The organism is Candidatus Aminicenantes bacterium, from assembly GCA_026393855.1.
Taxonomy (GTDB): Bacteria; Acidobacteriota; Aminicenantia; order Aminicenantales; family UBA4085; genus UBA4085.
This window is the reverse complement of the sequence record JAPKZJ010000036.1, coordinates 1-21,603: the sequence shown is the minus strand read 5'-3', so window position 1 is coordinate 21,603 and position 21,603 is coordinate 1. Positions and strand designations below refer to the sequence as shown.

17 protein-coding genes are annotated in these 21,603 nt (G+C 63.2%); 7 read left to right on the top strand and 10 right to left on the bottom strand.

Going from position 1 to position 21,603, the window contains the following annotated elements; genetic code table 11:
• Positions 1-204 precede the first annotated feature (204 nt).
• From NTZ26_04750 to wecB, 4 genes are all read right to left on the bottom strand, one after another.
• Positions 205-1,119 (bottom strand): Gfo/Idh/MocA family oxidoreductase, encoded by a 915-nt coding sequence (locus NTZ26_04750; protein ID MCX6559804.1) that lies wholly within the window; start codon positions 1,117-1,119, stop codon positions 205-207.
• A gap of 200 nt (positions 1,120-1,319) precedes the next feature.
• The gene (locus NTZ26_04745) at positions 1,320-1,925 is read right to left on the bottom strand and encodes an acyltransferase (GenBank protein ID MCX6559803.1); all 606 of its coding nucleotides are present in this window, start codon (positions 1,923-1,925) and stop codon (positions 1,320-1,322) included.
• A 133-nt stretch (positions 1,926-2,058) separates the two neighbouring features.
• Complete coding sequence (gene sat, locus NTZ26_04740) at positions 2,059-3,222, bottom strand: sulfate adenylyltransferase (protein ID MCX6559802.1); 1,164 nt, start codon at positions 3,220-3,222, stop codon at positions 2,059-2,061.
• Between the two features lie 169 nt (positions 3,223-3,391).
• Complete coding sequence (wecB, locus tag NTZ26_04735) at positions 3,392-4,456, bottom strand: UDP-N-acetylglucosamine 2-epimerase (non-hydrolyzing) (protein MCX6559801.1); 1,065 nt, start codon at positions 4,454-4,456, stop codon at positions 3,392-3,394.
• Positions 4,457-4,678: 222 nt separating this feature from the next.
• Here wecB and rfbB point away from each other — a divergent pair, with 222 nt between their 5' ends.
• On the top strand, positions 4,679-5,785 hold the full coding sequence (gene rfbB, locus NTZ26_04730) for a dTDP-glucose 4,6-dehydratase (protein ID MCX6559800.1): 1,107 nt from the start codon (positions 4,679-4,681) through the stop codon (positions 5,783-5,785).
• Between the two features lie 114 nt (positions 5,786-5,899).
• Here rfbB and NTZ26_04725 read toward each other — a convergent pair whose 3' ends face one another.
• Positions 5,900-6,949: a GDP-mannose 4,6-dehydratase gene (locus NTZ26_04725; protein ID MCX6559799.1), complete on the bottom strand. Its 1,050-nt coding sequence runs from the start codon at positions 6,947-6,949 to the stop codon at positions 5,900-5,902.
• 182 nt (positions 6,950-7,131) lie between these two features.
• Positions 7,132-8,088: a GDP-mannose 4,6-dehydratase gene (locus tag NTZ26_04720; GenBank protein ID MCX6559798.1), complete on the bottom strand. Its 957-nt coding sequence runs from the start codon at positions 8,086-8,088 to the stop codon at positions 7,132-7,134.
• Positions 8,089-8,300: 212 nt separating this feature from the next.
• On the opposite strand from NTZ26_04720, the gene NTZ26_04715 reads away from it, so the two are divergent.
• The gene (locus tag NTZ26_04715; GenBank protein MCX6559797.1) at positions 8,301-9,338 is read left to right on the top strand and encodes a transposase; all 1,038 of its coding nucleotides are present in this window, start codon (positions 8,301-8,303) and stop codon (positions 9,336-9,338) included.
• A 3-nt stretch (positions 9,339-9,341) separates the two neighbouring features.
• On the opposite strand, the gene purF is transcribed toward NTZ26_04715, so the two are convergent.
• Positions 9,342-10,814 (bottom strand): amidophosphoribosyltransferase, encoded by a 1,473-nt coding sequence (gene purF / locus NTZ26_04710; protein MCX6559796.1) that lies wholly within the window; start codon positions 10,812-10,814, stop codon positions 9,342-9,344.
• A gap of 191 nt (positions 10,815-11,005) precedes the next feature.
• Positions 11,006-12,949, bottom strand: coding sequence for a hypothetical protein (locus NTZ26_04705; GenBank protein MCX6559795.1), 1,944 nt, complete (start codon positions 12,947-12,949; stop codon positions 11,006-11,008).
• A 276-nt stretch (positions 12,950-13,225) separates the two neighbouring features.
• Between NTZ26_04705 and NTZ26_04700 the strand changes: the two genes are divergently transcribed.
• Genes NTZ26_04700 through NTZ26_04680 form a run of 5 tightly spaced genes read left to right on the top strand, consistent with a single transcriptional unit; the run spans position 13,226 to position 20,207 of the window.
• Positions 13,226-14,530 carry a cyclic 2,3-diphosphoglycerate synthase gene (locus tag NTZ26_04700; protein ID MCX6559794.1) on the top strand — a complete coding sequence of 435 codons (1,305 nt, stop codon included), beginning with the start codon at positions 13,226-13,228 and terminating at the stop codon, positions 14,528-14,530.
• A gap of 17 nt (positions 14,531-14,547) precedes the next feature.
• On the top strand, positions 14,548-15,603 hold the full coding sequence (gene arcC / locus NTZ26_04695) for a carbamate kinase (GenBank protein MCX6559793.1): 1,056 nt from the start codon (positions 14,548-14,550) through the stop codon (positions 15,601-15,603).
• Positions 15,600-16,532 carry an ornithine carbamoyltransferase gene (gene argF, locus NTZ26_04690; protein MCX6559792.1) on the top strand — a complete coding sequence of 311 codons (933 nt, stop codon included), beginning with the start codon at positions 15,600-15,602 and terminating at the stop codon, positions 16,530-16,532. Before arcC ends, argF begins: the two co-directional genes overlap by 4 nt.
• Positions 16,525-18,822, top strand: coding sequence for a hypothetical protein (locus tag NTZ26_04685; protein MCX6559791.1), 2,298 nt, complete (start codon positions 16,525-16,527; stop codon positions 18,820-18,822). Before argF ends, NTZ26_04685 begins: the two co-directional genes overlap by 8 nt.
• A complete protein-coding gene (locus tag NTZ26_04680; protein MCX6559790.1) occupies positions 18,819-20,207 on the top strand; it encodes a hypothetical protein in 1,389 nt (462 codons plus the stop codon). The genes NTZ26_04685 and NTZ26_04680 overlap by 4 nt, the downstream gene beginning before the upstream one ends.
• Before the next feature lie 234 nt (positions 20,208-20,441).
• On the opposite strand, the gene NTZ26_04675 is transcribed toward NTZ26_04680, so the two are convergent.
• A complete protein-coding gene (locus NTZ26_04675; GenBank protein MCX6559789.1) occupies positions 20,442-21,092 on the bottom strand; it encodes a response regulator transcription factor in 651 nt (216 codons plus the stop codon).
• Positions 21,089-21,603 (bottom strand): ATP-binding protein (locus NTZ26_04670; GenBank protein MCX6559788.1); only part of this gene is annotated, 515 nt, incomplete at its 5' end. The genes NTZ26_04670 and NTZ26_04675, both read right to left, overlap by 4 nt.

Below are 21,603 nucleotides of genomic sequence, written 5' to 3'. Positions count from 1 at the left end.
TGGGCCTTAAGATCGAGCATCGGGACATTGGTGACCATGAGAGCGGCTCCTTCTCGGATAAGCGTTAGAATGAATGCGAAAAGGCCAAAATGACTCGATATTATGACACGCCGGGCTCGACCGAACAAGAGGGGAAAAGATAGGGGTCAGGTCTTAAGATATGAGTTATCTAATATTTTTTGACAAAAAACGGCACGAGAAAACTTATATCTTAAGACCTGACCCCTCGCGGAGCCGATAGGCCAAATCGATGGACGGAAGAGCTTCGTCCAAGCCGAAGCCGCGACCGGCAAGAATTTCGGCGTAGCAGGCGGTGTGGAGCTCGGAGAAGCCGGACTCGAACTCGATGGGCTCGCCGGCCACCGTGAGGCGGCGGCATGCCCGCTCTCCTGCGGCCGCGCACGAAGCGGGCAAATCTTGGAATCGCAGGGACAGCGTCCAGCGGACATGGGCGTGCCGGAGATCGAGAAATCCGGAGGCGCGATCGGGCGTCCGCTCGACGACCTCGAAGCCCGCGACGGGCCCGAAGATCCAGAGCAGCATGTCGAAGAAATGAATGCCGATGTTGGTGATGATGCCGCCGGACTTGGCCTCGTGGCCCTTCCAGGAGTAGCCGTACCAACGGCCGCGCGGCGAGACCTGGGTCAGCTCCACTTCGAGCGGGGCGGAAGGGGGCGCGGCGGCGATCCGATCGCGTAAGGCCCGGATGGCGGGATGCAGGCGGAGCTGAAGGATGGTGTAGACGCGGCGGCCGAACTCGCCTTCGAGGGAGCGTAGGGCGTCGATGTTCCAGGGGTTGAGGACAAGCGGCTTCTCGCAGATCGCGTCGGCCCCGACCCGCAGAGCGAATCGGATGTGAGCGTCGTGCAGGTAGTTGGGCGAGGTGATGGAGACGTAATCGACGCGACGCTCGCTCTTCTCGCGGCGCAGCTTCTCGATGTGGCGGTCGAAGCGCTCGAACTCGGTGAAAAAATCGGAGTCGGGGAAGTAGGCATCGATTATGCCCACCGAGTCGGCGGGGTCGAGGGCGGCGATCAGGCGATGGCCGGTCTCTTTGATCGCTTTCATATGGCGGGGGGCAACGAATCCGGCCGCCCCGATCAGGGCGAAATTGCTCATCTGGACGCCCTCCTCCGGCCGAAATCATATCACAAAAAAAGAGAGGGGTCAGGTCTCAACATTAGACATTTCTTTTGGTTAAAAGTGCCAAACAAGACAATTAATTGGCGGCGAAGCAAGTACGTGGGGATCTAAAGAGTGGGGATCAAAAGAGAGATCTCACTCGCGCCGACTGTCGAAGCGATGACGGGACGACGGAGCTACTCCATTTCCGTGACTGAGCCGGCGGCGAAGCGGTAGCTCTTACCCGAGCGCGGACAGGTCGCCAGGCCGGCGGGGTCAAAGACCAGCTTCTCCCCCGCCTCGCTCATCCAGCCGACGACGCGGGCCGGGTTGCCGACGACGAGGGCGAACGCGGGCACGTCCTTAGTCACGACGGCCCCGGCCCCGACGAAGGCGAAGCGGCCGATGGCATGGCCGCAGACGATGGTGCAGTTCGCTCCGAGCGAAGCGCCCACGCGGACGATCGTCGGCTTGTAGAAGGCCGCTCCGATCTGCGGGTATTTGCCGCGCGGCACGGGGACGTTGGTGAAAACCATCGAAGGGCCGCAAAAGACATAGTCTTCGAGGACGACCCCCTCGTAGACCGAGACGTTGTTCTGGATTTTGACGAAATCGCCGATGACGACGTTGTTGCCGATGTTGACGTTCTGGCCCAGGACGCAGGAGCGGCCGATGCGGACGCCTGATTGGACGTGCGAGAAATGCCAGATCTTGGTCCCCTCCCCAATCGCGACGCCGTCATCGACATAGGAGCTGGGGTGAACAAAAAACGGATTAGCCGGCAAGCTTGGGATTTCGGACATGGCGCCCCTCCTAAGATAAAAATCTTATCATACGAAAGGGGTCGGGTCTCAACATTCAACATTTCTTTTGCCCCAAAGCGTCAAACAAGACAATAAATTGGCAGGAGAAATGTTGAATGTTGAGACCTGACCCCTAGCGCTTGTAATACTCCATCAGGATCCGCAGCACTTCGGGGCGGCTGAACTCCGCCGCCGGCATCTCGCCCGCGGCCAGCATCTCGCGCAACTTGGTGCCGCTGATCATCAGCCGGTCGGCCGGGGGATGGGGGCAGGTCTTGGTCGAAGCCATCCCGCCGCACTTGAAGCACCAGAACGTCCAATCGATGTTGAGCGTCTTGATCTTAAGGGCGCCGGCCGGGATGTCGTCGAAGATCTTCTGGGCGTCGAACGGGCCGTAGTACGAGCCGACGCCGGCGTGGTCACGGCCGATGATGATGTGCGAACAGCCGTAGTTCTGCCGGAACGCAGCGTGCAGAACCGCTTCGCGCGGGCCGCCGTAGCGCATTTCCATCGGGTAAACCTTGAGGGCGACCCGTTCCTTAGGATAGTAGTTGTCGAGCAGGGCTTCGTAGCATTTCATCCGGACGTCGGCCGGGATGTCGTCCGACTTGAGCTTGCCGACGAGCGGGTGGATAAGCACGCCGTCGCAGATCTCGAGGGCGATCTTGGTGCAATACTCGTGCGAACGATGGATGGGGTTGCGGGTCTGGAAGGCAGCGATGGTCGTCCAGCCCTTGGCGGCGAAGAGGGCCCGCGTCTCGGCCGGGCGGGCGTAGGCCTCGCCATAGAGGGCGGGATATGGCCCCTCGCTGAGGACGCGCACGGGGCCGCCCAGCAGCGTTTCGGGCTGGGCATAAAGCTTGGCGACGCCGGGGTGCTTCTCGTCCTCGGTCCGGAAGACGAGGCGCGCCTCGCGGCGCTTGTCGTAGGCGTACTTCTCGTCTACGCGCAGGATGCCCATCAGCTCGCCGCTCTCGTCGTCGACGAGGGCGACTTCGGAGCCGATGCGGAGGGCCGCGGCCTGGTCGGAGGGGGTGGCGCAGGTGATCGGCATGGGCCAGAGCGTGCCGTCGGCCATCTTCATTTCTTCGACGACGCCGTCGTAGTCGCGGCGGGTCATGAACCCGTCGAGAGGGCTGAAGGCGCCAGAGGCGAGCATGATGAGGTCTGATGTCTCGCGCGAGGACAAGCGGATGACGGGCAGCGAACGGGCCCGATCGACGAGGGCGGCATGTTCGTCGCCGGTGACGAGGAGGGGTTTCAGCGTCCCGCCGTGCGGGGCGATCTGTTGGCTCATGGCATCTCCTTGGGGAGCGGCAGGCTCCAAACGAAGGCGCGTATTATAGCAGAATCAAGTGAAAATAGGGGTCAGGTCTTAAGATTTAAGGTATCTAATATATCAGTCAAATAACGTCATTTTTTACAGAAAATTGTTAATAGAAAACTCATATCTTAAGACCTGACCCCTATCCTAACAGGGCGACAATGCGGGCAGCGGCGCCCGTGCCGCCGTAAAGAGGCGGGCGGGCGGACGGCGGGCGGAATTCCCGAACGGAGCGGACGATCGTCTCGGTTTCGGCCCCGACGACCCTGTTCCAACCGGCCTCGACGGTTTCCACCCATTCGGTTTCGCCGCGCAGAGTCAGGCACGGGACGCCCAGCCAATAGGCTTCTTTTTGGATTCCGCCCGAATCGGTCAGGATGAGGCGGGCGGATCGCTCGAGCAAGGCCATGTCGAGATAGCCGACGGGTTCGATCGCCCGCAGGTTCGGAATCCCCAAATGGGGATCGCCCAAGCCGGCCAACGCTTTTCGCGTCCGCGGATGAACGGGAAAAACGATGGGCTCGGGGATAAGCCGGAAGGCATCCAGAATGGCTCGCAAACGGGCGGGGTCGTTGGTGTTTTCGGCCCGATGGATCGTGGCCAAAAGGAACGCTCCCGGTCGGACATCCAAGCGGGATAGGATCGCGGCGCGGGTCGCGGCCCGGGCCGCGGCTTCGGCCAGCGCATCGGCCATGACGTCGCCGACGATATAGACGCCGCGGGTGATGCCTTCGCGGGCCAGATTCTCGGCCGCGCTCGGCGACGGGCAGAAAAGAAGCGAAGAGACGAGGTCGACCATCAACCGGTTGATTTCTTCGGGCATGCTGCGATTGTAGGAGCGCAGACCGGCCTCGATATGGGCTACCGGGATGCCCAGCTTGACGGCAGCCAGGGCCCCGGCCAGAGTCGAATTGGTGTCGCCGTAAACGAGGACGGCATCGGGACGCTCGTCCATCAGAACAAGCTCGATCGCCGCCAGCATGGCCCCGGTCTGGGCGCCGTGCGGGCCGGAGCCGACGCCGAGGTGGCGGTCGGGGGCGGGGATGCCCAGCTCATCGAAGAAGATGTCGGACATCGCGGGGTCGTAATGCTGACCGGTGTGGACGAGAATTTCGGCGTGGCGCCCGGAAGCGCGAAGGGCGCGGCAGACGGGAGCCGCTTTAATGAATTGCGGCCTGGCCCCCACAATCGAAACGATTTTGATCATGTTCGGTTCAAGTATAATGCAGCGGGGGTCAAGTCTCAACATTCAACATATCTGATATTTCCGGCGAAAACTGTCAAAATTAACAAGTCCCTTCTTTATAAGAGACGCGGCCAGGGCTCAAAATTCTCACCCGCTCCCTCCCTCCGCCTCTTTAAATCGGGCCCCGGGAATGATAGATTATTCCAGCCATAAGTCTTGGGGTTGAACATGAGGAGACTTTTCATGCCGCGAAAGATCGACCCGTCGAAGAAAACGGCCGCTCGCCCGGCGGCAAAAAAGCCCGTCCCCCGCCCCCGCGACCTCCGCACCCTGCACGGCAAGACCATCCTGGTCACGGGCGGCGCCGGCTTCATCGGCAGCAACTTCATCCGATTTTTACTGGATCGCTATACGGACATCCGCATCGTGAATCTGGACAAGCTGACCTACGCCGGCAACCTGGACAACCTGGCCGACCTCGCCTGCGACCAGCGCCACGAGTTCGTCCACGGCGACATCCGCGATGCCGCGCTGGTGGGCAGCCTTCTCACCCATGTCCAGGGCGTCGTCCACTTCGCCGCCGAGACCCACGTGGATCGATCCATCGTCAGCGGCGGCGAGTTCGTCCTGACCGATGTCCACGGCACCTATGTTCTGCTCGAGGCCGTCCGCAATGCGCCCGCCATCGAGTTTTTCCTCCACGTCTCGACCGACGAGGTCTACGGCAGCCGCGACACCGGCTTTTTCAAGGAAGCCTCCCTGCTCAACCCGTCATCCCCCTACTCGGCCAGCAAAGTCGGGGCGGACCGACTGGCCCATGCCTTCCATGTGACCTACGGTACGCCGACGCTGATCGTACGGCCGAGCAACAACTACGGCCCCTTTCAATACCCTGAAAAGTTCATCCCCCTGTTCGCCACCAACGCCATGGAGGACCGCCCGCTGCCGCTCTACGGCAAGGGCCGCAATGTCCGCGACTGGCTGCACGTCGAGGACAACTGCCGGGCCATCGAGACGGTCATTCGTCGCGGCACGACGGGCGAGGCCTATAACGTCGGGGCCAACGACGAGCGGTTCAACATCGACGTGGCCCGGCGAATCGTCAAGCTGCTGGGCAAGCCCGGGAGCCTGATCAAGTTCGTCCCCGACCGGCTCGGCCACGACCGGCGCTACGCCGTCGATTGCCGCAAGCTCAAGGCGCTCGGTTGGAGACGGGAGATCGACTTCGAGGATGGGCTGGAGGGGACGGTCCGGTGGTATGTCGAGAATCAGGCCTGGTGGCGCAAGATTAAAGAAAAAAGCACCGAGTATAAGGCATTTTACGAGAATTATTATAAAGACAGAAAATAGGGGTCAGGTCTTAAGATATAAGTTTCCTCGAGCCATTTATTGTCATTGGGAGCAAATTTACGTCCAAACTAGTAGATAACTTATATCTTAAGACCTGACCCCTAATAGATCCTATTAAACCCGGGCGCGCCAATATTCGAGGATGTCGCGCAAAGTCTGCTCCAGCGCAATGCGCGGCGCCCACCCCGTCGCCTGGCGCAGCTTGCCGTTATCGCCGGCCAGATACGGGATGTCGACCTTGCGGACCCGGGCTGGGTCGATCTCGTAAGCGATCTTCCGGCGGGAATAGGACAACAGAGTTTTCAGAACCCATTCCAGGCTCGTGGCGCGGCCGGAGCAGACGTTGTAAACCTCGCCCGGCTTCCCCTTGGCCAAGAGCAAGGCATACGCCCGGACAATATCGCGGACATCTGAATAATCCCGCCGTAGAGCTAGATTGCCGACCCGGATGACAGGCACGCCTCCGCCGCCCCCGGCCTCGGCCGCCCGCCCTTGGCCGAGGCGTTGGCCGGCCGCCTCGGCGTCGCCGTGAGCCTTGAATTTCTCGATCAGGGCGATCTGGCGAGCCCAGTCCGAGCAGACGAAATCAGCTGTCTGCCCCGGCCCGGTGTGCGGGAAGGGCCGGGCCGCGATGATCGGCACGTTCTCGCGCAGGGCGTAAAATTCGCCCAAGAGCTCGCCGCTGACTTTGGTGAAAGCGTAAGGGCTGACCACGCCGCGCCGGTCCCGCTCGCGGCAGGGCCGATGCCGCGGCTCCAGGAATCCGTAGACATCCGACGAGCTGACAAAGAGCACCCGCGCCTTGGGCGTGTGCTTCCGCACGGCCTCAAAGAGGTTGAACGTGCCGCGTAGGTTGGTATCGAACGTTTCGGCCCGCTTCTCCCACGACAGGCGGACCTGGGAAAGCGCCGCCAGGTGGTAGATTCGGGCTGGCCGAATCGAGGCCAGGACCGTCTCGACGGCCGCCGCATCGCGCAGGTCCAGATGGACAAGCCGAACGTTGCGTTCGGCCCGGCAGAGATCAGCGCATGATTCCGGCCGCTCGGGAAAGCAGGAACCGAAGATCTCGGCCCGGGTCGCCCCGCCCCGCCTGTTCAGGTGGGCAATCAAGTGCCGGCCGACGAATCCCGTCGCTCCGGTAATGAAAATACGCTGTGAGGGCATAAATATCCGTTTCTTATGACGCTTGTCTTTCAGCTATTCTTCCATATCTTCGATCAGAAACCGGGATCCTGTTTTATCGGGGCACGCTATTTTTTCTCACGCTTTTCACGGCAAAACCCGATATATAGTGACGTTTTTTGTCAGCATTGTCAGAAAACTTATATCTTAAGACCTGACCCCTATCACACCCGCGCCCGCCAATAGTCCAGCAAATCGCGCAGGGTCTTTTCGAACGGGATGGTCGGCTCCCAGCCGGTCTGCTTGCGGAATTTAGCCGGGTCGGCCTGCAGGATCTGGACGTCGCTGGGTCGCAGGCGCTCGGGGTCGACCTGGACCCGAACCTTGACCTTGGTCAGGGCCAGCAGCATATCCAGGAGCTGGTGCATGGAGATAGTGCCGCCGGTGCCGACGTTGTAAACGTCGCCGTCCTCGCCCTTCTCGGTGGCCAGCCAGTAGGCCCGGACCATGTCACGGACGTCGGTGAAATCGCGCTTGGCGTCCAGGTTGCCGACATGGATGACCGGCTCGCGCAGGCCTTTCTCGATCTGGGCCATCTGCTTGGCGAAGTTGGATGTGACGAAAACGTCGCCGCGGCGCGGCCCGGTATGGTTGAAGCCGCGGGTCCGGATGGCCCGCAGCCCATAGCTCTTGAAGTACTGATAGCCGAGCAGGTCCTGGGCCACCTTGCTGACAGCGTAAGGCGAGAGGGGCCGCAGGGGGTTGGTCTCCTTCATCGGCACCTCGTCGGGATGGACCATACCGTACTCTTCGCTCGAGCCGGCGATCTGGACGCGCGGGTCGAGCTTGAGGTCCAGGATAGCCTCGAACAAGTTGATCTGCCCGACGGCGTTGATCTGGAAAGTTTCGGCGGGAAGGCGCCAGGAAGTGGGGACGAAGCTCTGGGCGGCCAAGTGGAAAATCTTGTCCGGCCTGGAGGCGTGCAGGGCTTTCTTCATCGAGACCATGTCTTTGAGGTCGGCCTCGTGGAGCTCGATTTTGCCGGCGAGGTGGGCGACGTTGTCCATGCGGCTGCGCCAACGGACGATGCCGTGGACGCGCGCGTCGGGGTGTTCGGCTAAAATATACTCGGCCAGGTGGCTGCCGGCGAACCCGGTGATGCCGGTGATGAGGACGTTCATCCATGCCTCCTACTAATAGGGGTCAGGTCTTAAGATATAAGTTATCCTGAAACCCATTCATTTTACTGACGATGCGGTTCCTAAAAATGCGCCGATTCTCGTAAAACGGCCCCAAAGATACCATATTTTCAGGACCGAAAAAAGCCAAGCATCCCATGAGAATCCCATCCCGCCACGCCGTCTTTAATGATTGAGGGCATCGGAGCTTCCCTATGGCTCGCCCACTTCGCATCCAATTTCGCAACGCGGCGTATCACGTTACATGCCGAGGCATCCGCAAGGACGCCATATTTTTCGCCGACCATGACCGCTTTGAGTTCGTCCGCAAGATGAACGAGACATTCGAAAAATACTCCTTCATCCTCAACGCTTTTTGCCTAATGCCGAACCATTATCACCTCTTCCTTCAAACCCCGCTGGCCAACCTCTCCGAAGGGCTCCACCATCTCAACTCGGCGTATTCAAACTGGCTGAAAAGCAAGCACAAGCTCGTCGGCCACGTTTTCCAAGGTCGGTTCAAATCGATCCTCGTCGATGAAGAGACGTATGCCGTCAACCTATCCATCTACATCCACCTCAACCCGTGCCGCTGGGGTTTGGCCAAAAAACCGGAGGATTACGCCTGGAGCAGCTGCCGGGATTACCTGGGGATGCGGGGCCTGCAAACGCCGGCTCTCCAAGCGCCGCGAATCCTGTCAATTTTAACCTCCGACGATACTAACGCGCGAACCCGCTATCGGGAGCTTCTTCGGGAGCGGCGGGATATGGACGATCCGCTGAAGGCTTCCTTCCGGAGAATTGCTTTGGGCAGCCCCTCATTCATCGACCGGATCCGGCAACTTATCAACGAGCGGGCGGCGGCGGGAAAAACCCGCGAAAATTCCGCCCGTGACTTCAAGGCCTGTCAGGCTGTTTCTCCCGCCCAGGTGTTCGAGATCATCGCCGCGGTCTCTGGTTGTGCGGTTTCGGATATCCTGACAAAAAAGCGGGGCAGGCCATGGCGGGCCATGGGCATGTATCTCGTCAAGAAGCACTGCGCTATCGGCCTAAGGAAAGCCGGCGAGATCTGGGGCGTCGATTACGCCGTGGTCGGGTTCAACGCCAGGCGCTTCGCCGCCGATTGCGGGGGAAGCGAAACGCTGGCGCCCTTGCTTACGGCCGCAGAGGCGCGGATATCCGGCTTGCGAAAAAATACCTCTTTGCCGATCGCTCCGGGAAGTTTGGAAGAAAACTTATATCTTAAGACCTGACCCCTATCCGACAGGCAGGGGCAGCTGGCTGGCGCCGCTGGCCTTGCGTTCGTCTTCGATCTGCTGCAGCATCTCCGCCGTTACGTCGCCCGTGACGTAATTCCCGTCGAAGCAGGCGGCGCAGAACTGGGTCAGGGCCGGGTTCTCCATCCCGACCGCCTTCTTCAGGTTGTCGAGCGTCTGGTAGATGACCCGGTCGGCATCGAGAAACTCTGCAATCTGGTCTAGATTGCGGTCGCGGGCCAGGAACTCGGTCCGGGTCTGCATGTCGATGCCGTAGACGCAGGGATGGCGAAGCGGCGGCGAAGTCACGGCGAAATAAACGTGCTTGGCCCCGCACTCGCGGACCATCTCGACGATGGCCTGAGATGTCGTGCCGCGGACGATGCTGTCGTCGACCAACAGGATGTCTTTATCCTTGAACTCGCTGGCGATCGTGTTCAGCTTGAGCCGGACGCTGTGCTTGCGCTTGGCCTGGTCGGGCATGATGAAGGTGCGGCCGATGTAGCGGTTCTTGACCAGGGCCTCGCGGTAGGGCAGGTCCAGCGAACGGGCGATCTCGATGGCCGCGTCGCGCGAGGAATCCGGCACGGGCACGACGACGTCGATGTGCAGGCCGGCCCGGCGGATGTCCTCGGCCAGGAGCTGGCCCAGGCGGATGCGGACGCGGTAGACGTTGGCGTCGTCGATGAACGAATCCGGACGGGCGAAATAGACCCACTCGAACAGGCAGGGCGAATGGGGCTTGTCGGCCAATTGGGCCACGTGGGCCTTGCGGTCGCGGTCGATGAAGATGGCTTGCCCGGCGGCGACGTCGCGCATCTCCTTGAAGCCCATCAGGCTCAGCGAAACCGTCTCCGAGGCGAAGGCGTATTCGGGTTTGCCCGCGCCGGTGCGCACGGACCAGACCAGGGGCTTGATGCCGAACGGGTCGCGGAAGGCGACCATGCCCTGTTCACCGATGTAGGCGACGACGGAATAGCTGCCGACGACGGTCCGGTAGACGCGCCGGACGGCCTCGAAGATGTGCTCGGGCGTCAGGGCTTCGACGTTCTGCTCCTCCAGCGACTGGGCGAAGATGTTGAGGATGCTCTCGACGTCGTTGTCAGAGTTGAGCAGGCGGCGGTGAGTTTTATAGAGCGTCTTCCGCAACTCGGCGTAGTTCACCACGTTGCCGTTGTGGGCCATGATGATGCCAAAAGGGGAATTCAGCTGAAAGGGCTGGGCGTCCTCGCCGCGGCCGCCGCCGACCGTCGGATAGCGAGTGTGGCCGATGCCGATGCCACCGGTCAAGCGATCTACGTGCTCCTCCCGAAAGATGTCGCGCACCTGGCCGTTGCCCTTTTTGGTGTGGAAGCGCCCGTCATAAGTGACGATGCCGGCGGAATCCTGGCCGCGGTGCTGAATGCCCATCAAACCCTGATGGAGGTAGGGAAAAGCACGGTCGTTGACCCAGAGCCCGATGACGCCGCACATGGTGTGTTGGTCTCCGCGTGAATAGAGCAGTCCCAATGCGCAATTATACCATATTCGCGCCGTTTCTGCCGGGCTGCCGAGAGGAGACAGGGGTCAGGTCTTAAGATATTAGTTTTCTCGAAACAATTTTTGTCAGAAATGACAAAATTCGGACTGAAATATTAGATATCTTAAATCTTAAGACCTGACCCCTAACTTTTTCGGAGGTAGATGTCCACGTCCAAGAACTCGCGCTTGACCGTCCGCCAAAGATAAAACCGGCGATCCAGATAAGCGCGAAACGCGTCGGCGTCCGGCAGGGCGGCCAAATGATGGGCCGAATGGCCCCGCTCGACGAAAACTAGGGCGACCCCGGCCTCTTCGCAAGCCTTTTCGATCACCGCGGACGTGATCCAGCCGCCGCGGACCATGGCTCCCGAGACATCGACAAGCCGGGGCGGGCATGGGCGCCCGGCCAAGAAGTTGATGAACGGGTCGTCGCCGAACACAAATTGCCCCGGCTGCGTCGCGTCCTCGACGAGCCGAGCCAAGGCCCGCGTTTCCGGATCGTACTCCCCTATTTTTGCCGGGCTGAGAGTCGGAGCCAGGCACAGCAGGATAAGAGCGGCGGCGAGAAGGCCGCCCACCGCTCTAAGACCCGCCCGCCGGACGCTCGCGCCCCTCGGGCTTTCCGGCGTCCGAAAACGACTCGCGGGAACCGCGGACCGGCCGCCTTGTCCCTCGGATGCCGCGAATGGCCCGATTTTATTCCCACTGGCCGCCGCCTCGGGCGTTGGCGCCTGCATCCCGCCGCCATCGCCGCGCGATCGTCCGATCAGGCACTCGACTCCCGCGGCGAAGAAAAGCGCCAGGGGCAGAAATGCGGGCAGGACATATCGGAGATAGTATTTTCCCGGCAGAAAAACGGGCAGGCACGCGGCCGCCGCCATAGCCGCCAACATCCAAGCCTGTCGTTTTTTGAAATCAAACGACTCCGGCCGATCGTTTTCGGCCATCGGCCAAGCGCCATCCGCCACAGCCGGACCCGTCTTCACGGCCCCATCGCGCCGCCCCGCCTCGATACCGACCCCTGTCGCCGCCCCCTCCGCTGGTCGACCACTCCCCACGCGTCCAGCCTCGCGAGCTTTTGCGGCATCAGCCTGGGCCATATGGAAAGGGTCCCGGCCCGCTCTCCAGGAATTGCGGCCCACCTGCTTCGATTTGGCTCCCACCCTGGCCATCGCCCACACCCCGACCAGGGCCAACCCGAACAGCGCATAGTTGTGGTTGCCGACGAGCTTGCCCCATCGAGCCGCTACAAGCCCGGCCGCATAGCCCGTCTCGGCCTCGCCTGACGCGAGATGAAAGCCCAAAGTATATTTGAACGTCCCCGGTACAAACGCCAGCATCAGCCCGAAGGGCAGGCCGAAGCTCAACCCGAATCCCGCGACCGCCCGCCAAGCCTTGCCCCAGGCGGCTCGCCGGGCATCCCGCCTCAGCATCGACGCGGCCAGAAAAACGCCATATCCGGCAAAGAGAAACACGCCGGTCAGCTTGGCCAGCGCCGCCAACCCGGCGAAAATCCCGACCCACAAAGCCGCCCGGCCGCCGGCACCCGCGGCCGTTTCGACGAATGCTTCCGAAGTCGTCCCAATTCGCATTGACGCTTCAGCCCGTGCGGTTGGGGCAGCCGCACCATTGCTTTCGGATGCTCTTTCGGCCGCCAGGGCCGCGTAAAGCATGGCCGCCGCCCCCAGCAGCATGAGGTTGTCGGGCAGGAAAGACCGCCCTAGGAAGAAAACGTGCTTATTGAGGAGAAATATCCCCGCCCCGGCCAAGGCGACGCCGTGCGGAAAGTGTAAAAAGCGCCTGCCCGCCATGAATAAAACGACAGCCGCCCCAAGCATAAAGAGATACGAGGCGGCCCGGGCCGCCCAGACCGACGGCCCCGCCAGGCGAAAAAGCCCGCCCACGACGCCGAACGCGAGCGGCGTCTGGACAAGGGCGAAATCGCGATAAGGCATCTCCCCCAGGCTGACCCGCCAGGCGCCATAGAGATATGTCCCCTCATCGTCGTTCATCAGCCAGCCGCCCAAGTTCCACAGACCGAGAACGAGGGCCGCGAGAATCGCCGCCCAGGGGACAAGCCTGGCCAAGCTTGCCTGACGGGCAATAGGGGCCCGACGGACGGATCTCTCGGGGGGGACTGATACCGCCGGGTGCCCGGCCGGCGCGTCCGACGGCCCGGGCTTGGGGACGAGACTGTCGCTCACGGCTCGGAATGGTAGTCTCCCTTGCCGCGCCGGTCAAGGATCGGGGGGCACCCCCCCTCCCCCGCCCCCTTGTCCGGTGCCCCGGCTTGGTATATACTGGCGCTCTCTTTTCTTGTTGAAATAGCTCAATTTGACGGTCCAACCGGAGGAGAACGAACGATGAAAAAAGTGATCATCATGGGCGCCGCAGGGCGCGATTTCCACAACTTCAACACCTACTTCCGCGACAACCCCAATTTCCAGGTCGTCGCCTTCACCGCCACCCAGATCCCCGACATCGAAGGCCGCAAGTACCCCGCGGTTCTGGCCGGCAAGCTCTACCCCGACGGCATCCCCATCTACGCCGAGGAAGAGCTCGATTCCCTGATCCGCAAGTTCGCCGTCACCAAGGTCTATTTCTCCTACAGCGACGTGGCCCACCTGGACGTCATGCACAAGGCCAGCCAGGTCCAGGCGGCCGGAGCGTCGTTCGTCCTGCTCGGCCCCAAGGACACTATGGTCAAGAGCGAGAAGCCCGTCGTATCCGTCTGCGCCGTGCGCACCGGCTGCGGCAAGAGCCAGACCTCGCGCAAGGTGGCCAACATCCTCAAGGCCAAGGGCCGCCGGGTGGCCGCCATCCGCCACCCCATGCCCTACGGCGATTTGGCCAAGCAGAAAGTCCAGCGCTTCGCCGAGCTGGCCGACCTCGACAAGCACGAGTGCACGATCGAGGAGCGGGAGGAGTACGAACCCCACATCATGGCCGGCATCATCATCTACGCCGGCGTCGATTACGAAGCCATCCTGCGGGAAGCCGAGAAGGAAGCCGACGTCATCCTCTGGGACGGCGGCAACAACGACTTCCCCTTCTACAAGTCCGACCTGGAGATCGTCGTGGCCGACCCGCTCCGGCCGGGCCACGAGATGCTGTACTACCCCGGCGAGACCAATTTCCGCCGGGCCCAGGTCATCGTCCTGAACAAGATGGACTCGGCCACCCCCGAGGGCGTCGAACAGGTCCTGGCCAACGTCCGCAAGTTCAACCCGGCCGCCATCGTCATCAAGGCCAATTCGGCCCTGATCATCAAGGACGCCGAGCAGATCCGCGGCAAGCGGGTGCTGGTCATCGAGGACGGCCCGACTGTAACCCACGGCGGCATGGGCTACGGGGCCGGCTATGTGGCCGCCATGAAATTCGGCGCCGCCTCCGTCGTCGATCCGCGCCCGGCCGCGGTCGGCAGCATCAAGGCGACTTTCGAGAAGTACAACCACCTGGAAAAAGTTTTACCGGCCATGGGCTACGGCGAGAAGCAGGTCCGCGAGCTGGCCGCCACGATCGAGCGCATCGACTGCGACCTGATCGTCAGCGGCACCCCGATCGACCTCAACCGGCTTTTCAAGCCCAAGCAGACGATGCTGGCGGTCGGCTACGAGCTGGAAGAGATCGGCTCGCCGACGCTGGAAGACGTCCTGGCGAAGTTCTAAGCGGACTCGAGTTCGGCATGGCGGCGGCAAAGCAGCGGTTGGCCCTTGTGGCGTTCGGCGGCAACGCCTTACTGCCCGAGAACCAGCGTGGTCTGCAGGAAGAGCAGGTCAAGAACGCCGAACAGGCGGCCCGGCTGATGGCCGGGGTGGCGGCCAAGGGCTACGGACTGATCATCGTCCACGGCAACGGCCCCCAGGTCGGAAACCTCCTCATCCAGCAGGAGGAAGCCGTCAACCGCATCCCGCCCTACTCGCTGGACGTCTGCGACGCCATGACCGAAGGCTCGATGGGCTACCTGCTGGAGCGGGCTCTGGTGAACGAGCTGCGGCGCCGCTCGATCGACCGCGACGTGGCCACGCTGATCAGCATGGTCCTGGTCGACCGGGACGACCCGGCCTTCGCCAAGCCGACCAAGCCGGTCGGCCCCTTCTACACCGAGTTCCGGGCTCGGGAGCTCAGGCGCAAGAAGAAATGGACCATGGTCGAGGACGCCGGCCGCGGCTGGCGCAAAGTCGTCGCCTCGCCCAAGCCCATCGACGTGACGGCCAAGTGGATCATCAAGGACCTGGTCGCCTCGGGCCGGGTGGTCATCGCCGCCGGCGGCGGCGGCATCCCGGTCATCCTCAACAACCGCGGGCTGTACGAGGGAGTCGAGGCGGTCATCGACAAGGACTACGCCTCCAGCCTGATCGCCCGCGAAGTCGGGGCGGACCTGTTCATCATCCTGACCGCCGTCGATCGGGTCTGCTGCGATTTCGGCAAGCCCAGCCAAAGAGATCTGGCCGAGATCACGGTCGCCGAAGCGGAGCGCCTGTTGGCCGAAGGCCAGTTCCCGCCCGGGTCCATGGGGCCCAAAATCCGGGCGGCCATCGATTACATCAGGGCCGGGGGCCGCGAGGTCCTCATCACCGACGCCAACCACCTGAAGGCCGCGCTGATCGGCCGCTCCGGGACTCGCATCGTCCCGGACGTCGCCGTGACGACGGCGGGGCGGGGCAAACAACCCCCAGCAGGTCCCGGCCGCGAGGCCGTCGGCGCCGCCGGCGGGAACGAGACAAGGAGCGGAGCATGAATAAGGATTTCATCACCATCCACGACCTCAGCCGGTACGAGTTCCACGAGCTGCTCGACCTGGCCAAGGACATCAAGGAAGACCCGGACGCGTACCGCAAGCGCCTGCGCCACCAAGTCCTGGCCATGATCTTCGAGAAGCCGTCGCTACGGACCCGAATGACCTTCGAGGTCGGCATGCTGGAGCTGGGCGGCCAGGCCATCTACCTCAGCCCCAACGAGGTGCAACTGGGCAAGCGCGAGACCGTGGAGGACGTGGCCCACAACCTGGAGCGCTGGGTGGATGGCATCATGATCCGCACCTTCGCCCACGACAACATCGTCCGGCTGGCCAAGGCCTCCTCGGTGCCCGTGATCAACGCGCTGACGGACCTGCTCCACCCCTGCCAGGCCATGGCCGACTTCTTCACCCTGGTCGAACACAAGGGCGGCCTGGGCAAGCTGAAGCTGGCTTGGTCGGGCGACGGCAACAACGTCTGCCACAGCCTGATGCTGGCGGCGGCCAAGGCCGGCTCCAAGTTCGCGGCGGCCGTGCCCAAGGGCTACGAGCCCGACCCGATGATCGTCAAATGGGCTTTGGAAGACGGCAAGGACACCGGGTTCGAGCTCCTCATCACCAACGACCCGGCCGAGGCGGCCAAGGACGCCGACGCCATTTACGCCGACGTATTCGCCTCGATGGGCCAGGAATCCGAGAAGGAGGCCCGGGCCCGCATCTTCGCCCCCTACCAGGTCAACGACGCCCTGATGGCCAAGGCCAAGCCCGACGCCGTCTTTATGCACTGCCTGCCCGCCCACCGCGAGGAGGAGGTCACGGCCTCCGTTCTCGACTCCCCCCGCTCCATCGTCTTCGACCAAGCCGAAAACCGCCTTCATGTGCAGAAGGCAATTATGCTAACATTGATGGGAAAGAAAGAGAGCCATGGATAAGGACAACTCGCTCGTCCTGGTCACCCCGGACGACATCGCCTTCCTGGAAGGGGAACTCAGCCAGACCCGGCGCCCGTTCTCCCTTCACGAGCTGACCGGGACGCTGGCCTTCCGCAAGACGGCCGGCCAGCGTTCGGAAGTGGTCAAGATCTACGACCCCGGCGCCGCTTACGCGGTCGGGGACTCGGTCTACAAGGAATACGACGAGCCGCTGACCGTCGGGTCGCGGGTGCAGGAGCACTTCCAGGGCAGCGTCGTGCTCAAGGTCGTCGGCAAGACCGTCGACAAGGCCCTGGACTGCGACATGCTGGAAGTCGACTACACGGGCGGCGGCCCCTTCCGCAAGTACGTCGACTACATGGCCAAGACCAAGACCTTGGTCCTGTTGCCGTCCAACTGCGGCCTCGCGGGCGAGGCGCCCAAGATCATGGTCGCCTCGTCCGACCCGCGCCTGACCGAGCTGCCGATGACCGAGCGCGACGTCCGGACGCTCGAGCGCAACCTTCGCGCGGCCATGGCCAAATCGGCCGCCTTTTTCGCCTGGGGCGACCGCTGGCAGCTCAAGGCCAACCCGCCGGCCGTGCCCGACGAGACGATTAAGAGTATCGCCGCCCGCATCAGCGGGCAGGGCCGGTCCTCGGCCACGACCGACCTCATCCGGGAGTTCTTCGGCCTGGAGCCGTCGAGCGACCTGTTCGAGATCCACTGCCTCTGGCTGAACCATCTGCTGGAGACCAAGCACAAGAAGGAGTTCGTCTCCGTCTCGCCCGTGGAGTGGGGCAAATGGCACCTCAAGGCCTCCCTGGCCGCCATGCCCGAAGGCCTGCCTCTCTCGGCCTCCGAGGCGAAGCTGCCCGAGTTCGACCCGGCCGAAAAGGTCGAGGTCGCGCCGTTCCACGAGTTCCCGCTCAAGGTCTACCTGGGCTGGCGCGAGATCCTCTCGGGCGGGGTCAAGATCCCGCGCTGGTACAACAAAGAGCTCTCGCACTCCCGCGAATACACCTTCACCAACGCCGAGGAGAAGGCCGTCGTGACGGCCTACTTCTTCCCCCAATTGGGCTACTTCCTGGGCCTCAAGGAATACTTCGCCGCGGCCAACATCCCCCAGGGCACGAGCATGACGCTCGAAAAGTCGGGGCCGGCCGGCTTCCAGTTCTGGATCAAGAAGGCCAAGAAGAAGATCCAGGTGGCCAAGGTGGCCTACGACACGGCCGCGGACACGTTCGCCGACGCCGGCGAAGCGCCGACCATGGCCCTGCCCAATAAGATCATCTACATCGAACGCGACCATCTGGCCAAGGTCTTCGCCATGGCCGCCGAGCGCGAAGGCAAGGACCTGCGGGAGCTGCTGATCCCGATCTTCAAGATGTTCAACGTTCACTCGACCCTGACGGCCCTGCATTACCTGCGGGCCTACCACCTGGTCGACCTGATCCAGCGGACCACCCAGGAAGACGTCGAGCTCGTCCTGCTCAACACGCCGGAGTTCATCAAGTCCGACAAGAAAAAGGGCGAGTTCTTCTACCGCGAGGCCGTGCCGGAGAAGGCCCTGGTGATCGAGGAAGAGCCGGCAGCGGCGGTCGAGCGCCCGGCCGTCATCCTCTCGCCCGAGGACATGGCCCTGGCCGAGGCCACGGCCGAGCACGCCGAGCCGATCGACGAGGTGGCCATCGCCGACGCCCTGGAGCTGGAGATCTCGCCCGAGGAGGAGGCCCGCCGGGCCGCCCTGGCCGCGCTGAACCTCGTGCCGCGGTCGATGCCCATCCGGGACACGGGCCGCCCGCCCGCCCGGCCGTCCGCGCCCGTGCCCGGCGTTCCGGCCAAGAAGGAAGTCGAGAAGAAGAAGATCCGGTTCGAAAGCGACCGGCGCCCCAAGACCCGCAAGAGCGAGCGCCGCGTTCTCGAGGAAAGCATCCTCGACCGGGAGTCCGAGCGCGCCGCCATGTCCGCCGTCAAGGACGGCGAGGAGGACATCCTGGCCGAGCTCGGCGCTTTCCTGCCCACGGACGATTCCGAAGAAACCGAAACGACCGCGACGGCGGCCTCGACCGCACCCGCGGCGCATGCGGCCGCCGGCCACGCCAAAGCCGCCCCGAAGACGGAGACGGAGACCGAGGTGCCGGAGGAAGGCGCCGAAGAAGCGGCGGCCGAATCCGAGCCCGCGCCGGCGCCCGGCATGGGCGGCGGCATGTTCGGCGGTATGCTCGCCGACAGGCTCAAGGCGGCCCTGAAGAAGAAACGCGAGGAAGTCGCCCTCGAAGAAGCCGAGGGCGACAAGAAAGACGAATGACCCGTCCGGCCCGGGCCGTCGGGGCGACCCTAAGCGCTTGCGGGGTGATCCTGGCGGCCTTGGCGCTGCTGGGGGCGCCGCCGCTTCGCGCCCAAGCGGCCGCCGATATCTGGACCCGCCCCCAGGCCGAAGTCAAAGCCGAGCTGGGCATCGATTCCCTGGACCGGCGCTTCTACCGACCGGTCTTCTCGCTGGCCTTCCCCGTCGCCGGCGCGGGCGGGAGCCGGCTCAAGCTGGAGGTCGATTTTCTCCAACGCATGAACGGCGCCCTGCAGGGCACGAGCGACTATTGGGTCCGAGTCGGGGCCGAGCAAAGAATCTCGGACGAAATCGCCGTCGAGGCCGCCCTCAATCATTTCTGCCGCCACCTGTCCTCGATCGCCAATCCGTATGTCCTTAACCTGAACGAGCTTCTCGGCCGGGTCGTGGTCCGATCGGGCGGGTTAATGCTCGGGGTCGGCTTCGGACCGTTCATCGGCGGCAGCCGGGGATACGACAAGCTGGCGGCTTTCAGCCTGGACGCGGCGTCGTTCCTGCTGCCCGAGATGTCCTTCGCGGGCGAGCTGAAGTGGGTCGATTTCGAGCGCTTCTATTACGAGGCCACGATGTCGGTCGGGCTCGGAGGCGGGATCGAGATCTTCCTGCGGGCCGCCCGGCATTACAACTATCCGGCGGCCGCCTACCTGGGACTGCGCCTCCGCACGGACGGGCCATTGCGGCAAAACGTGGGCGATTTCGCCATCACGGCCGGCATCTATCCCTATTACGACGTCAACAAGCTGCTGGTCGTCGGATCCTACCGACTGCAGCTGATGCAGCGGGAGGACAGGCGGTTCCTGGCCTCGATCGACTTCCAGACGCCGCTGCTCAGCGGGAGCAGCTTCTTCGCCCAGTTCTGGCCCGATCGGATGCTGCACGCGGCCTCGGCCGAGTATGAACGGACCCTGCCGGGCGGCATGCGGGCCGCCTGGTACGCCCGGTATGTCATCGATATGCCCGTGGACAAGGCCGTGCGCTTCCGGTCCCACCTGGCCACCGGCTTGCTGGTGCGCAATCAGCCCGAGTTCGAAAGGCTGGACAAGCCGATTCGGTTCGAGATCGCCATAGGCTACGATTTCGCCTTCGCCTATGACGCCCGGTTGAAGCTGGGGGTGAATTTCTCGCTGGGGAGCGGCCTGGCCAAGGCCGGAGCCGAGTTTCTGCTCGAGGCCAACGACGAGCAGCAATCGGCGCACGGAAAGGCGTTTATCGCCTTCGGGCGCGAGATCGAGGTCCGGCCGTTCATCGGGATCCGCAAGATCACCTACCTGGCCGGCGGGCCGCCGCCCCCGGATCCCTTCCGCAGCCGGTTGACGTTCGGAGTGACCTTCTTAAAATGGCTTTAAGAAGGGGTCAGGTCTTAAGATATAAGTTTTCTATTTTTTTGATATGAATAGGCTCCCATTTACAAAAACCGGCTCGAGAAAACTTATATCTTAAGACCTGACCCCTCTCGGATAGACCCCCGCCCAAAAGGGGAAAACGGGGTTTGCTGAAAACGGCTGGAGCCGGCCTCCACCAGGGTGAGAAGTATTGTCGTCTTTCCGGGCATGGGCGGCAAGTCGGGAGAGTTTGACTTTTCAGGCGGGCGTCAGCCCGTTGGCCACGGCGTACCGGATGAGCGACGGCAGATCCGCCACCTCCAGCTTTTTCATCAAGCGACTGCGGTAGGTTTCGACCGTCTTGGGCGACAGGAACACGATCTTGGCGATGGCCGCGCTCGACTTGCCCTCGACCACGAGCTGGAGGATCTCCCGTTCGCGCGGGCTGAGCCGGTCGAGCGGGCTGGCCGTCTTGCCGGCCTCGCGCCGCCGCCGAAATTCCTCGACCTCCCGCTCCGAAATCTTCCCGCTCAAATAGCGCCGCCCCGCCTTGGCCGCCAGGACGGCTTCGATGACCTCGGGGCCGGCGCATTCCTTGAGCAAGTAGCCCCGCGCCCCGGCCTCCAGGGCCCGGTAGACATGCTCATTAGTGGAGTGCATCGAGAGGATGATGATCTCGACCGCAGGGCATCGCCGGCGGATCTCGCGCGCCGCCTCGATTCCGTTGAGGCCCGGCATGGCGATGTCGAGCAGGACGACGTCGGGCTTGAGCCGGACGACTTCCCGGACCGTGACCCGGCCGTCGCCCGATTCGCCGATGACGCGCAGTCCCGGGCGGGCCTCGATCAGCGTCCGCAAGCCGTCGCGCATGATCCGATGATCGTCGGCCAGGTAGACGGAGACGGTCATCGCGGCACCTCGACCAGCACCTGGGTTCCCGACCCCGGCGCCGAGACGATCCGGAATTTTCCTCCCACCGCCTCGGCCCGCTCTCTCATGATGGACAGCCCCCAATGGCTGGCGGCCGCCGCCCGGCGGGTCTTCTCGAGCCAGAAGCCGACCCCGTCGTCCTTGATCATCAGATTGGCGTTGTGCTCGTCCGCCTCAAGCGAGAGGACGACCCGGGAGGCGCGGGCGTGGCGATGGACATTCGTCAGCGCTTCCCCGACGATGCGGGCCAGGGCGATCTCGGCCAGCGGCTTGAGCCGGGGAAAGCCCTCTTCGATCCAGGTTTTCACCGGCAGACCCGATTTCCGGGTGAACTCCTCGGCCGCCCATTCCAGCGTCGCCGCCAGCCCGTAATCGTCGAGAAGCGGAGGCCGCAGGTCCGCGATCACCGAGCGGATGCGCCCCGTGATTTCTTCCAGCCTCCGGACCGACGTCCCCAACCGATCGTCCAGGGCCAAGGCGTGTCCGTCGG

What these genes read in the sequence shown, in the direction of transcription:
- NTZ26_04715 (MCX6559797.1), top strand. Translation starts at nt 8,301, where the DNA reads ATGGCTCGCCCACTTCGCATCCAATTTCGCAACGCGGCGTATCACGTT.
- NTZ26_04700 (MCX6559794.1), top strand. Translation starts at nt 13,226, where the DNA reads ATGAAAAAAGTGATCATCATGGGCGCCGCAGGGCGCGATTTCCACAAC.
- NTZ26_04680 (MCX6559790.1), top strand. Translation starts at nt 18,819, where the DNA reads ATGACCCGTCCGGCCCGGGCCGTCGGGGCGACCCTAAGCGCTTGCGGG.
- sat (MCX6559802.1), bottom strand. Translation starts at nt 3,222, where the DNA reads ATGAGCCAACAGATCGCCCCGCACGGCGGGACGCTGAAACCCCTCCTC.
- rfbB (MCX6559800.1), top strand. Translation starts at nt 4,679, where the DNA reads ATGCCGCGAAAGATCGACCCGTCGAAGAAAACGGCCGCTCGCCCGGCG.
- NTZ26_04725 (MCX6559799.1), bottom strand. Translation starts at nt 6,949, where the DNA reads ATGCCCTCACAGCGTATTTTCATTACCGGAGCGACGGGATTCGTCGGC.
- NTZ26_04745 (MCX6559803.1), bottom strand. Translation starts at nt 1,925, where the DNA reads ATGTCCGAAATCCCAAGCTTGCCGGCTAATCCGTTTTTTGTTCACCCC.
- NTZ26_04720 (MCX6559798.1), bottom strand. Translation starts at nt 8,088, where the DNA reads ATGAACGTCCTCATCACCGGCATCACCGGGTTCGCCGGCAGCCACCTG.
- arcC (MCX6559793.1), top strand. Translation starts at nt 14,548, where the DNA reads ATGGCGGCGGCAAAGCAGCGGTTGGCCCTTGTGGCGTTCGGCGGCAAC.
- NTZ26_04685 (MCX6559791.1), top strand. Translation starts at nt 16,525, where the DNA reads ATGGATAAGGACAACTCGCTCGTCCTGGTCACCCCGGACGACATCGCC.
- purF (MCX6559796.1), bottom strand. Translation starts at nt 10,814, where the DNA reads ATGTGCGGCGTCATCGGGCTCTGGGTCAACGACCGTGCTTTTCCCTAC.
- NTZ26_04675 (MCX6559789.1), bottom strand. Translation starts at nt 21,092, where the DNA reads ATGACCGTCTCCGTCTACCTGGCCGACGATCATCGGATCATGCGCGAC.
- wecB (MCX6559801.1), bottom strand. Translation starts at nt 4,456, where the DNA reads ATGATCAAAATCGTTTCGATTGTGGGGGCCAGGCCGCAATTCATTAAA.
- argF (MCX6559792.1), top strand. Translation starts at nt 15,600, where the DNA reads ATGAATAAGGATTTCATCACCATCCACGACCTCAGCCGGTACGAGTTC.
- NTZ26_04750 (MCX6559804.1), bottom strand. Translation starts at nt 1,119, where the DNA reads ATGAGCAATTTCGCCCTGATCGGGGCGGCCGGATTCGTTGCCCCCCGC.